Genomic DNA, 12,320 nt, shown 5'->3' on the forward strand with positions numbered 1-12,320 from the left:
GAAACAGGGAAAGAAAAACGCACCACGACGGTGCATGATGGGCGAGGTTTTGCCCTGTGGCGCCAAACCTTACGCCGCAGGGCCGGGTTCTTCGTGTACGCTGGCGGCTAACTCCTCGCCAACTAACTGTAATTGATACATTTGCCAGTAGCGTCCTTGTGCCGCCAGCAATTGTTGATGCGTCCCGCGCTCCACCGCCTGGCCGCGATGGAGAACCAGAATGGTATCCGCCTCCACGATTGTCGATAGCCGATGGGCAATAACCACCAGCGTGGTGCGCTCGCGAATCGCCGCCAGCGCCTGCTGTATCGCCTGCTCAGTGCCGGAATCGATGCTGGCCGTCGCTTCATCAAGAATTAATATTTGCGGGGCGTCAACCAGCACGCGCGCCAGCGCCAATAGCTGTTTTTGCCCGACGGACAGCGTATTTCCCTGCTCGCCGAGATGCGTATGCAGCCCGTCGCTCAGGCCGCGCGCCAGATCTGCCAGTTGTACCGTTTCCAGCGCCTGCCACACCTGCGCCTCGGAGACATCGCGCCCCAGCGTCACATTAGCCAGAAAGGTATCCGCCATCACTACCGGGTCCTGTTGAACCATCGCCACGCCCTGGCGTAAAACGCGATGATTAAGAGAGGCGATTTCTCGCCCATCCAGCCGAATTTCGCCTTGTGTCAGGGGGTAATACCCCATTAATAAGCTGGCGAGCGTGCTCTTCCCGCTGCCGGTGTGCCCCACCAGCGCCACAAAGCTACGGGACGGTACTGATAGCGTAATGTCCTGTAAAACAAGATTATCGTCGCGGTAAGCAAACGACAGATGATCAATATCAATCGCCCCGCTTTGTAACGGCCTGTCGTCGCTGCCATAGCGCTGGCGCGGGCGATCCATCAGTTCAAAAACACGTTCTCCCGCCACAACCGCCTGCTGTAGCATGGATTGCTGGGTGGTCAGTTCAATGAGCGGCTCGTTCAGACGTGACAAATAGCTAATGAACGCATACAGCACCCCGACCTCAATCGTGCCGGCAGACGTAAAGCTGAAAAGCATCAACAAACCGCATAAAATGAGCGCGGAAAAGAGGCTAAGCAGCGGACGCAATAAAAAGCCATCCAAGCGCAGCGTCTGCATCCGCGCCATGTAGTGCGAGCGGCTGGCCTCGCCCATGCGTTCGCCGAAGCGCGCCTGCTGGCGAAACTGCTGGATTACGCTCATCCCATTGATGATTTCGTTAAAGCCGTCGTTAATATCCGCCAGGTATGCCCGCACGCGGCGTACAATCGGCGTGCTGTAGCGCTGATAAATGATCATCACGGTCAATACCGCCGGAAAAATCAAAATCGCCACCAGCGCCATCCGCCAGTCAAGGCTGAACATAGCGACCAGCATGGCGCCGATCAACGCCGCGCTACGTAATACCGTTGCGACGACCGTGACGTACAGATCGCGGATGACTTCCGTATCGTTGGTCACGCGTGAAATTAATTGTCCGACAGGCTGCGTGTCGAAGGCGCTTAGCGGCTGGCGCAAGGCGGCATCCATGACGTCCGTGCGCAAGGACTGAACCACGCCAACGGCCGCCCGGTTAAATAATAAAGACTGGGCGTAATGCAGACCCGCCGCCAGAAATTGTAGCCCCACATAGGCGGCCGCCAGCCCCGCGACCTTGCCCAACGGTAAATGGTGGCGGGCCACCATGTTATCAATGAAATAGCTGATCAGCAGCGGACCGCTAACCTCCGCCGCCGCCGCAATCCACAGCATCATCACCGCGACAGAGAGCGGTTTTCGCCATGGCGAGCCATACGCCAGCAACCGTTTCAGCGTCGGCCATAGCTGTCCAAAACTACGCATTCACCGCCTCCTCGCCGCGTTCCGGCGCGTCATCCAGCGCGGCCTCCAGTTGCTGATAGCGATACATATCGCGATACCAGCCAATCTGCTGCGCCAGTTGATCGTGATCGCCGCGCTGAACAACATGACCATGTTGCATAACGATAATTTCATTGGCGTCGGTCAGCGCGGATAAACGATGCGCGCTGATGATGACCGTACGCCCTTCGCCCCACTGGCGCAAATTATGCAAAATCTGATGCTCCGTGCGGCCATCTACTGCAGAAAGCGCATCATCGAGAAGCAGAATTTCCGCATTTAACAGTAGCGCTCTGGCAATCGAGATACGCTGTTTTTGCCCTCCCGATAACATGACGCCACGTTCACCTACCTGCGTGTCGTAGCCCTGAGGCAAGCGGAGAATATCCTCATGTACGCTGGCTAAACGCGCCACCTGTTCAATCTCCTCCTGAGTCGCCTCCGGGCGTCCGAGCGCAATATTATTCGCAATAGAGTCCGAGAACAAAAACGGCGTCTGGCTGACAACCGCCAGTCGGCTACGCCAGCTATCCAGTTGCAGATGCGTCAACGGCATGTCATGGAATCGGATCTCTCCCTGCGTCACATCAAAATGGCGCTGGATAAGCGACAATATTGTGCTTTTCCCCGCGCCGGTCGGACCGCATATCCCCAGCATCTGACCCGGTTTAAGACGAAAGTTCACATTCTCCAGCGCCGGATGCGTCGTTTGCGGATAGCAAAACTCACGAATGGCCGCCGTCAGTTCGCCGCGCCCCGCCGGGACCGGCTCTTCGCCATCCTTAACTACCGGCGCTTCCGCCAGCATGGCGCGGATGCGGCTGTATGCGGCGCTACCCCGCTCCACGATATTAAACATCCAGGCCAGCGCCAGCATCGGCCAAATCATCAACCCCAGATACATCATAAAGCTGGTGAGTTCGCCCAGCGTCAGGCTGCCGTTAACCACCATCCAGCTTCCGCCGCTAATCGCGAGCAGGTTCGCCATGCCAATGGCGATGTAAATGGTTGGATCAAAACGCGCGTCAATACGCGCCACGCGCATATTTTTCTTGCCGGTATCTTCGGCATCCGCCGCAAACAGCGAAGACTGGCGGTCCTCCAGACCAAACGCTTTGATCATGCGGATGCTGGTCAGACTCTCCTGCGTGCGGTCGTTCAGGCTGGAGAAGGCGGCCTGCGCCAGTTTGAAATAATCATGCAGCCGATCGCCGTAACGTTTGATCATCAGCGCCATAATCGGCATCGGCAACAGCGCTAATAGCGTTAGCTGCCAGCTAATTTGCGTCGACATGACAATCAGTACCGCACAGCCCATTACCAGCGAGTCAACCAGCGTCAGAACGCCCTCGCCCGCTGCAAATACGACGCGATCCACATCATTCGTCGCACGCGCGATAAGATCGCCCGTCCGATGGCGCTGATAAAATTCAGGATGCTGACGACTCAACTGGCGATAATAATCTTCACGCAGTTCAACGGCTAATTGATAAGAGGCGCCAAATAGCAGCACGCGCCAGACATAGCGCAACAAATAGACCACTACGGCGATCAGGGCAATGGTGCCAATCCACATCGCTATTCGGCCTGGAGTAAACTGCTGTGCGGTTACGCCATCCACGACAATCCCCACCACTTTGGGCGGGATTAGCTGTAGCATCGCAATAAGCATAAGCAGGGCCACTGCGCCAAGATAGCGACGCCATTCCCGGCGAAAGTACCAGCTTAATTGAGCAAATAATCGCACGCGTTATTTCCTGATATGATTTCCGGCAATACCGGGAGAATTATTCAATGGGCAGAGAGGTGGTGTACTTAATCTGTTCCATCGCAAAACTGGAGGTGACGTCTGACAGTCCTGGGACGCTATTGACCAGACGTTTATAGAAGTCGTCATACCGCTTCATGTCGGCCACCTGAACTCGCATCAGATAGTCGTATTCCCCCGCCATCCGCCAGAAGCCAAGCACTTCCGGCATCTCAGAGACGACGGTCACGAACCGACAGTACCATTCACTGCTGTGGTGCTGCGTTTTTATCAACACGAAAGCGGTTAATCCCAGCCCCAGTTTTTCCGGGTCCAGCAGCGCGACCCTGCCAAGCAGGATACCGTCATCTTCCAGGCGTTTAAGCCGCTTCCAGCAAGGCGTTGTCGTCAGATTAACGGCATCCGCCAGCGCCTGCAAAGAGAGGGTACAATCCTGCTGCAATAAGCAAAGCAGCTTACGGTCAATTTTATCTAACATACCCACTCCATAGAGAATATTTTTCTCCTTACATTGTAATTTAAAGGTCAAATAGCAACAATTTTTTCCGTACTTTTCGCTACTCTTGGCACAAAATGATAAATGGATATTAATGATGAGTAGCAATTGGGTTAAAAATGCCATTAATGAAATTAACGCTGACCACCAGCGCTCGGCGGATACGCATCTTATTCGTTTGCCCCTGTCGGCATTTCCAGGTATCCAGCTTTACCTGAAAGACGAAAGCACGCATCCCACCGGTAGCCTCAAGCATCGTCTGGCGCGCTCGCTGTTCCTTTATGGGTTGTGCAATGGCTGGATTAAAGAAGGCACTCCGATTATTGAAGCGTCATCAGGCTCAACGGCGATTTCCGAAGCCTGGTTCGCGCGTTTACTGGGACTGCCGTTCATCGCCGTCATGCCCGCCTGTACCGCAAAACGTAAAATCGAACAGATTCAATTTTACGGCGGCCACTGTCATTTTGTGGAGAGCGCCTGCGAAATTTATGCCGCCTCCGAGCGGCTGGCGCATGAACTGAACGGTCACTATATGGACCAGTTTACCTACGCAGAACGAGCTACCGACTGGCGGGGCAACAATAATATTGCCGACAGTATTTTCCGCCAGATGCGCAACGAACTCCATCCGGTACCGCGATTTATCGTCATGAGCGCCGGAACGGGCGGAACCTCTGCGACGATTGGGCGCTATATTCGCTGCCAGGGCTATGATACTCAGCTCATGGTGGTGGATCCGGAAAATTCCGTCTTTTTACCTTACTGGCAGGATCGCGACGCTTCATTACGCAGCCCGGTAGGCAGTAAAATTGAAGGAATTGGTCGTCCGCGAGTAGAGCCTTCTTTTATTCCGGATGTCGTGGATGAGATGCTGCGCGTGCCGGACGCCGCCAGCGTTGCCACCGCACACTGGCTGGAAACGCAGCTAGGCCGTAAAGTCGGCGCCTCTACCGGCACGAATATGTGGGGAGCTCTGCAGCTTGCGGCCCGGATGCGCGAGGCTGGAGAAACCGGCGCTATCGTGACGTTATTGTGCGATAGCGGCGATCGCTATCTGGATACCTATTACCATCCGGCCTGGGTTAGCGACCATATCGGCGATTTGACGCCGTGGTCAGCGGCCATCGCAAAATTACTTACCGGCGACTAGAAACCAAAAAAAAGCCAGACTGAATGTCTGGCTTGCTGGAAGAGATCTCTCATTCGGGGGAATAAGGTAGATGCGGATTGTCCAGCCAATGCGTCAAAAAGTGTGATACCGCTTGATTACCACAATGTCCGATAACCGAAAGGTGTGGCAGCGCGGCGATAAGCTGCGGCATGGCATTGCCCATAATGAGCCCCCGCCCGACGCTGCCCAGCATTTCCCGATCGTTCATCGCGTCGCCAAACGCCATGCAATCTGCCAGTGAAAGCCCTAAATGGTTGCTCAATACCGCCAGCGCCGATCCTTTATTGCACCCCAGCGGTAGCACTTCCAGGCAGTCGACGGCAGAGAAACAGAGGTGCGCGCGTTCTTCCAGCGCCTCATTGAGCTGAATGCGCAAACGGATCAGATCGTCATGATCGCCGCAAAAACAGATCTTCGTCACCTGATGGGCCGGAATGCTTTTTATATCGATAACCTGATAACGAAAGCCGCTGTAGACGTGCGCCTGGAGTAGCGCGGGGATCTCCTGGCCTGTAAACCAGCCGTTGTCATTAAACACATGCATACTGGCTCGGGTATCCCAGGCATGGTGCATCACCGTATCGGCAACCTGAGGATCGAGATCCTGACGATGCAGCACGTCGCCTTCCAGCGAGTGAATTCGCGTCCCGTTACCGGTAATAAGATAAGCATCCAGTGAAAGCGTCCCCAGAATATGCCGCATTTCCAGCACATGACGACCCGTAGCGAATGTCAGGGTGATATCGCGTTCGCGCAGACGCGCCAGCGTGGCGATCGTTTCTCTACCCAAATGGTGATCGGGCATTAATAACGTGCCATCCATATCAAATGCTGCCAGACGGGCCATCTCTTTCTCCACACTGTGACGCGGTTAACTTGTTGTTCAGTATTACCTGAGATATACGGAAGTAATAGTGAACAGATAAAAGGAAGTGTTCCGGGTTTCTATGAGGCTACTGAATCGGCTTAATCAATATCAACGCCTCTGGCAGCCTTCCGCCGGGGAAACGCAACATGTCACCGTTAGCGAACTGGCCGAACGCTGTTTTTGTAGCGAGCGCCATCTGCGAACGCTGCTGCGTCAGGCCCAGCAGGCAGGTTGGCTAAGATGGGAGGCGCAGTCCGGGCGCGGGAAACGTGGACGGCTCCAGTTTCTGGTCACGCCGGAATCGCTCCGCACCGCCATGATGGAACAGGCGCTGGAAAAAGGGCAGCAGCTCAACGTACTGGAACTGGCGCAGCTGGCGCCGGGCGAGTTACGGGCGATGCTCCAGCCTTTTATGGGCGGCCAATGGCAAAACGATACGCCGACATTGCGTATTCCCTACTATCGTCCGCTTGATCCGCTGCAGCCGGGTTTCCTGCCAGGCCGCGCGGAACAGCATCTCGCAGGGCAAGTTTTTTCCGGGTTAACGCGCTTCGACCGCGACAGTCAATATCCTTGCGGGGATTTGGCGCATCACTGGGAGGTTTCCGCCGACGGTTTACGCTGGGATTTTTATATTCGCTCCACGCTGCACTGGCATAATGGCGATGCGGTGGATACCGCGCAGCTACACGAACGCCTGGAAAGGCTGCTTACCCTACCCGCGCTAAGCAAATTGTTTATTAGCGTCGCACGGATCGAAGTAACGCATCCTCAGTGCCTGACCTTTCTCCTTCACCGACCTGATTACTGGCTGGCGCATCGTCTGGCGAGCTATTGTAGCGGTCTGGCGCATCCTGACCTGCCGCTTATCGGCACCGGTCCTTTTCGCCTGGCGTTGTTCACGCCGGAACTGGTGCGTCTGGAAAGTCATGACCATTATCACCTCAGCCATCCGCTGCTGAAAGCGATTGAATTCTGGATCACCCCGCAACTGTTTGCCCAGGATCTGGGCACCAGTTGCCGCCATCCGGTGCAGATTGCCATCGGCAAACCGGAAGAGCTGGCGACGCTGAGTCAGGTAAGTAGTGGTATCAGTCTTGGCTTTTGTTATTTAACCCTCAAAAAGGGCTCACGGCTCAACGTACAGCAGGCGCGGCGTCTGATACATATTATCCATCATACTTCGCTGCTGAAAACCTTACCGGTAGATGAGAACTTGATTATGCCAAGTCAGGGGCTGCTACCCGGCTGGACAATCCCGCAATGGCAGGACGTTGATGAAACGCCATTGCCGAAAAAACTTACCCTGGCGTATCACCTTCCCGTAGAGCTGCATACGATGGCGGAACAGCTTCGACATTACCTGGCGACGCTCGGCTGTGAGTTAACGTTGATTTTTCATAATGCCAAAAACTGGGATAACTGCCCTGCGTTGGCGCAAGCGGATCTGATGATGGGCGACAGGCTGATCGGCGAAGCGCCGGAATATACGCTGGAGCAGTGGCTACGTTGCGATCAGATCTGGTCACATGTCCTGGACGCGCCTGCGTTTTCCCATCTGCAGGCTACGCTTGACGCTCTGCAAATTCAGCCCAATGAAAAAGATCGCCGCGCCGCGCTACAACAAGTTTTTGCTAACCTGATGGATGACGCCACACTTACGCCACTATTTAATTATCACTATCGCATCAGCGCCCCACCGGGCGTTAACGGCGTTCGACTCACCCCTCGCGGCTGGTTTGAATTTAGCGAAGCCTGGCTTCCGCCGCCTTCGCCGTGAAGAAGCTGGTCGGGATTATCCGTACGCGTTACCATATTGGCTTTCGTCATTGATCAGGATAACTATGAAACGCGCCGTTGTTGTATTTAGTGGAGGTCAGGACTCCACCACTTGTCTGGCGCAAGCGCGGCATCAGTATGATGAAGTGCATTGTGTCACGTTTGATTATGGTCAGCGCCACCGCGCAGAGATTGATGTCGCGCGGGCGCTGGCGTTAAAACTTGGCGCACGCGCGCATAAAGTGCTGGATGTCACTTTGCTGAACGAACTGGCGGTCAGCAGCCTGACGCGGGATAGCATTCCGGTGCCGGACTATGAACCGAACGCTGACGGTATCCCCAATACTTTCGTACCGGGACGCAATATTCTCTTTCTGACGCTGGCGGCGATTTACGCTTATCAGGTTAAAGCCGAAGCGGTGATCACTGGCGTTTGCGAGACCGATTTTTCCGGCTATCCAGACTGTCGCGATGAGTTCGTCAAAGCGCTGAATCACGCGGTGAATCTGGGCATGGCGAAAGATATCCGTTTCGAAACGCCCTTAATGTGGATTGATAAAGCTGAAACCTGGGCGCTGGCCGATTATTGGGGCCAACTGGATTTGGTTCGCGAAGAGACGCTGACCTGCTATAACGGCATTAAAGGCGATGGCTGTGGTCATTGCGCAGCCTGTAATCTGCGCGCTAACGGCCTGAATCATTATCTGTCGAATAAAGCGGCGGTGATGGCAGCAATGAAGCAAAAAACCGGGTTAAGGTGATTGTTTTGCCGGATGGCGGCGCACGCACCTTATCCGGCCTGGAGATATTCACCATGGTCAATATCTCCAGGCCGGACAAGTTCAACGCCATCAGACTGCGAAGCGTTATTGCACCATCTGTTCCAGCTTTTCACGCAATTCGCCTTCCAGCGGCAGCGCTTTTTGCGTTTTTAAATCAATACAAACAAACGTGATGAGCGCATCGGCCACCACCTGCCCTTCTGGCTCCAGCGTAATCGTCTGGCTTAATACGCCGCTTTTACCGTTAAGCTGTTGTACCTGGCTGGTCACGGTCAATAGATCGCTCAATACCGCCGGGCGACGGTAATTTATATTGATGTTTACCACCACAAAGGCAATATTGCGGGCCGTCATCCACTGAAAGCTGTCGCTGTTTTCCAGACCATCCCAACGGGCTTCTTCCAGAAACTCCAGATAGCGGGCATTATTAACATGTTGATAAACATCAAGATGATATCCACGAACTTTGATTTGTGTTTGCATAGCGCAATAACCTTACGTTGTTGTTATAAGTAAACGACAAGTACAGAGGTCATAACTGGTATGACCTCTACAGTCTGGCAAATTTTGGCCACTGTGCAAGTGATTACAATGTTAAAACTGCCAGATTACGCTCCACCAGCGCGCTTCCCATTCCCGGCACCTGCTTTAAATCATCCACCGTTTTAAAAGGACCATACTCCTCCCGATAGCTCACAATAGCCTGCGCTTTTTTCAGCCCAACGCCGTTCATCACCCGCGCCAGATCCTCCGCAGACGCGGTATTAATGCTCACCCTGGTACCTTCATCATCGCTGGCTTTAGCAGGTAATGCCGCTTTGGCGGAGGATGAAGAAGGCGTATCCGCTTTTGTTTCCACCGCTGCATTTTTTGCGACAGGCGTCGCCGCCAGCGCGCTATGGGCCATGCCCGCGCAGGTTAAAGAAAGCGTAATAAGCAGTGCTTTAATTCCGTGTTTCATACTGTTTTCTCCTTGTTTGTTAACAGTGCAGCCACGATAGCGGGGCGGAGAAAAACGAACAAACGGCAATTCTCAGAAATGGAAAAGGCCGCGAAAGCGGCCTTTGTGGGATACAACGTTTTGCAATTTTTTGCGAAGCGCCTCGACGATTACTGCTGTTCCAGAGCGTCGCCGATTTTGATTTTCGCCTCTTTACGCAGATTGCTCATCAGCGCCTCAAAGACAATTTGCGCATTGTTCTGCGTGATGCCCTGCACCATCGCTTTTTTCTGCGCTTCCGGCATGGCGCCCGCTTTCACCTCGTCAAACGCCAGCAGAACGACGTTACCCTGCATATCGTTCGCCACGCCATAAACTGGCTTATCTTTCGTCGGAAGGCTTAACGCAAAGGCCGCCTGACTCACCGGATCCTGACTGGTACGACTTAACGTTTTAGGCTCGCCAAAACTCAGCCCCGCCGCTTTCATCGCTTCCGCGCCTTTGCCCGCTTTCAGCTCGACCAGCAGTTTTTCCGCATCCAGCTTCGCCTGTTGTTCCGCTTTATTATGCTTCACCAGGGCAGTGACCTGTTCTTTCACTTCTGCCAACGGCTTCACGGCTTCAGGTTTATGTTCGCTCACGCGTACGACAAAAGCCCGGTCACCATCCACGGTGATAATGTCTGAATTCGGCCCCGGCGTACCGTTTTCGCCCACCAGACCGCCATTAAAGATAGCATCGGCTACCGGTTTGAAGTTCAGCTCTTCCGGTAAGGTGTCACGGCTAAACCAGCCGGTTTCAACGGCTTTTACGCCAGCGACCTGTTCAGCGCCTGCTAACGACTCATTGTCGTTGCTTGCCGCATCGCTCACTTTCTGCTGCAACGCATAGTAAGCATCCAGCGCTTTTTCTTGTTTCACTTTCGCGGCAATGTCGTCGCGAACCTCGCTTAACGGTTTCACTTTGGCAGGCTGAATATCATCCAGACGCGCCACCAGAAAACCGACAGACGACTTAATCACGCCAGATATCTGGCCTTTTTCTTTTAATCCGGCGTTTTTCAGTTCCGGCACCGTGGCAGACTCTTCCAGCCAGCCCATATCGCCGCCATTACGCGCAGAGATGATATCGGTAGATTTCTCTTTCGCCAGCGTGGCGAAATCTTCGCCCTTGTTCAGCGCATCCAGTACCGCTTTCGCATCATCTTCCGTTTTGGTCTGAATAATGCTGTAACGAATACGCTCCGGCTGAGTAAACTGATCTACATGCTGGTCATAATAGGCCTGAATATCCGCATCGCTGACCGGTGCCTGCATCGTCGCGGCATCCAGCTTGATATAGCTTACGCGGAACTGTTCCGGCGTCATAAAGCGGACTTTATTCTGATCGTAGTAGCTGGACACTTCCTGATCGGTCACCTGCTGCTTCGCCGCCAGCGCGTTGACATCAATAACGGCTTCACGCACCACGCGCTGTTGAGAGACTAATGCCGCCAGTTCGTCGGTTTCCCCTTTCAGCATAAAATCAGTACCGGCCACGCCGTTGATCAGTTGCTGAGTGGTAAGCTGGTTACGCAGCGCCTGAGCGTACTGATCGGCGGTCATTCCCATCTGATTCACAATCGCGTTATAGCGGTTGTTGTCAAACTTACCGTCCACCTGAAAAGCGGGAGTGGCGAAAATCGCCTGCTTTACCTGCTCATCGCTGATGCCCAGTTTCAGTTCGCGAGAATATTGATCCAACAGCGCTTCATCTATCAGACGATTCAGCACCTGCTGGCGCAGGCTTTTCATATAACCTTCGTTGGCCGCCAGTTCAGAATACCTGTCGCCCAACTGCTGCTGCATACGGTTACGTTCGTTGTTAAACGCATTCTCAAACTGTGCCCGGCTGATTTCCTGGCCATTCACTTTTGCGGCGTAGTTATTGCTTCCGCCAATCAGGTAACCACTAACGCCGGTCAAAATGAACGACACGATAATGATAACGAAAATAATCTTGAGCACGAGACTGTTTGCAGCCGTGCGTAAGCTGTCCATCATGGTGTAACCACACTCCGCTGTAGGTGACTTTACACTTTATCTTTCAGGCGGCTTCTCCGCTGGCTACCGAGTGATTCGCTCAGTCGCCGCGTCGACGCAACCTGAATGATTTGCGTATAGAGACTTCACGCGCATCGCATTTTCTGAACGCGGCGCACAAAAGCCTATTGTGACAAGAAACGAGGGCAATTGTCAGCCCGCAACGCACAGAAAGTCCCGAATCGCCAATAAAAAAGGCACATCAGTTGATGCGCCCTTGTACTTTGTCACATCCCCCGAGGGGATCACGCTTAGTTTACCGCGTCTTTCAGCGCTTTACCTGCACGGAAACTCGGCACTTTGGCAGCGGCGATGGTGATCTCTTTACCTGTTTGCGGGTTGCGACCAGTACGGGCAGCACGCTCTTTAACAGCAAAAGTACCAAAGCCTACCAGTGCAACGTCATCCCCTTCTTTCAGAGATTCGGTAACAGAAGCAATAATCGCATCTAACGCACGTCCAGCCGCAGCCTTAGAGATATCAGCCCCTGCAGCAATTTTTTCGATCAGTTGAGATTTATTCACTCTTCTCTTCCTCTTTATAATTTATATCGCACCTGAATCCTT

General features: G+C 53.8%; 11 protein-coding genes. 3 read left to right on the forward strand and 8 right to left on the reverse strand.

The features are described from left to right. Window positions 1-69: 69 nt before the first annotated feature. From QEN31_RS17175 to decR, 3 genes are read right to left on the reverse strand one after another with little or no spacing between them, the layout of a single operon-like run. A complete protein-coding gene (locus QEN31_RS17175; RefSeq protein ID WP_001256070.1) occupies window positions 70-1,851 on the reverse strand; it encodes a SmdB family multidrug efflux ABC transporter permease/ATP-binding protein in 1,782 nt (593 codons plus the stop codon). Beyond that, window positions 1,844-3,616 (reverse strand): SmdA family multidrug ABC transporter permease/ATP-binding protein, encoded by a 1,773-nt coding sequence (locus tag QEN31_RS17180; RefSeq protein ID WP_001235572.1) that lies wholly within the window; start codon window positions 3,614-3,616, stop codon window positions 1,844-1,846. Before QEN31_RS17180 ends, QEN31_RS17175 begins: the two co-directional genes overlap by 8 nt. 40 nt (window positions 3,617-3,656) lie before the next feature. Beyond that, window positions 3,657-4,115, reverse strand: coding sequence for a DNA-binding transcriptional regulator DecR (gene decR / locus QEN31_RS17185; RefSeq protein ID WP_000884593.1), 459 nt, complete (start codon window positions 4,113-4,115; stop codon window positions 3,657-3,659). 112 nt (window positions 4,116-4,227) lie between these two features. On the opposite strand from decR, the gene cdsH reads away from it, so the two are divergent. Then, on the forward strand, window positions 4,228-5,283 hold the full coding sequence (cdsH, locus tag QEN31_RS17190; protein ID WP_000987846.1) for a cysteine desulfhydrase: 1,056 nt from the start codon (window positions 4,228-4,230) through the stop codon (window positions 5,281-5,283). Window positions 5,284-5,332: 49 nt separating this feature from the next. Here the strand turns inward: cdsH and cof are convergent, their stop codons facing one another. Continuing rightward, window positions 5,333-6,151: an HMP-PP phosphatase gene (gene cof / locus QEN31_RS17195; protein WP_000113030.1), complete on the reverse strand. Its 819-nt coding sequence runs from the start codon at window positions 6,149-6,151 to the stop codon at window positions 5,333-5,335. 100 nt (window positions 6,152-6,251) lie between these two features. On the opposite strand from cof, the gene QEN31_RS17200 reads away from it, so the two are divergent. Continuing rightward, window positions 6,252-7,952 carry an SgrR family transcriptional regulator gene (locus tag QEN31_RS17200; RefSeq protein WP_001238163.1) on the forward strand — a complete coding sequence of 567 codons (1,701 nt, stop codon included), beginning with the start codon at window positions 6,252-6,254 and terminating at the stop codon, window positions 7,950-7,952. A 64-nt stretch (window positions 7,953-8,016) separates the two neighbouring features. Beyond that, window positions 8,017-8,712 carry a 7-cyano-7-deazaguanine synthase QueC gene (gene queC, locus QEN31_RS17205; RefSeq protein ID WP_000817201.1) on the forward strand — a complete coding sequence of 232 codons (696 nt, stop codon included), beginning with the start codon at window positions 8,017-8,019 and terminating at the stop codon, window positions 8,710-8,712. A 105-nt stretch (window positions 8,713-8,817) separates the two neighbouring features. On the opposite strand, the gene fadM is transcribed toward queC, so the two are convergent. The 4 genes from fadM to hupB form a co-directional block, all read right to left on the reverse strand. Beyond that, entirely contained in the window at window positions 8,818-9,216 is a 399-nt protein-coding gene (fadM, locus tag QEN31_RS17210; RefSeq protein ID WP_001194543.1) for a long-chain acyl-CoA thioesterase FadM, read from the reverse strand. A gap of 103 nt (window positions 9,217-9,319) precedes the next feature. Continuing rightward, window positions 9,320-9,694: a helix-hairpin-helix domain-containing protein gene (locus tag QEN31_RS17215; RefSeq protein ID WP_000680322.1), complete on the reverse strand. Its 375-nt coding sequence runs from the start codon at window positions 9,692-9,694 to the stop codon at window positions 9,320-9,322. 149 nt (window positions 9,695-9,843) lie between these two features. Next, complete coding sequence (gene ppiD / locus QEN31_RS17220) at window positions 9,844-11,715, reverse strand: peptidylprolyl isomerase (RefSeq protein ID WP_000969434.1); 1,872 nt, start codon at window positions 11,713-11,715, stop codon at window positions 9,844-9,846. Between the two features lie 290 nt (window positions 11,716-12,005). Continuing rightward, the gene (gene hupB, locus QEN31_RS17225; protein ID WP_001043544.1) at window positions 12,006-12,278 is read right to left on the reverse strand and encodes a nucleoid-associated protein HU-beta; all 273 of its coding nucleotides are present in this window, start codon (window positions 12,276-12,278) and stop codon (window positions 12,006-12,008) included. Between the last annotated feature and the right edge of the window lie 42 nt (window positions 12,279-12,320).

This window comes from Salmonella sp. SA15303, from assembly GCF_029962125.1.
Classification (GTDB): domain Bacteria; phylum Pseudomonadota; class Gammaproteobacteria; order Enterobacterales; family Enterobacteriaceae; genus Salmonella; species Salmonella enterica.

Excerpts from the sequence above, each read along its gene's own strand:
- fadM (WP_001194543.1), bottom strand. The coding sequence starts at position 9,216 with ATGCAAACACAAATCAAAGTTCGTGGATATCATCTTGATGTTTATCAA.
- QEN31_RS17215 (WP_000680322.1), bottom strand. The coding sequence starts at position 9,694 with ATGAAACACGGAATTAAAGCACTGCTTATTACGCTTTCTTTAACCTGC.
- ppiD (WP_000969434.1), bottom strand. The coding sequence starts at position 11,715 with ATGATGGACAGCTTACGCACGGCTGCAAACAGTCTCGTGCTCAAGATT.
- cof (WP_000113030.1), bottom strand. The coding sequence starts at position 6,151 with ATGGCCCGTCTGGCAGCATTTGATATGGATGGCACGTTATTAATGCCC.
- cdsH (WP_000987846.1), top strand. The coding sequence starts at position 4,228 with ATGATGAGTAGCAATTGGGTTAAAAATGCCATTAATGAAATTAACGCT.
- queC (WP_000817201.1), top strand. The coding sequence starts at position 8,017 with ATGAAACGCGCCGTTGTTGTATTTAGTGGAGGTCAGGACTCCACCACT.
- decR (WP_000884593.1), bottom strand. The coding sequence starts at position 4,115 with ATGTTAGATAAAATTGACCGTAAGCTGCTTTGCTTATTGCAGCAGGAT.
- QEN31_RS17175 (WP_001256070.1), bottom strand. The coding sequence starts at position 1,851 with ATGCGTAGTTTTGGACAGCTATGGCCGACGCTGAAACGGTTGCTGGCG.
- QEN31_RS17200 (WP_001238163.1), top strand. The coding sequence starts at position 6,252 with ATGAGGCTACTGAATCGGCTTAATCAATATCAACGCCTCTGGCAGCCT.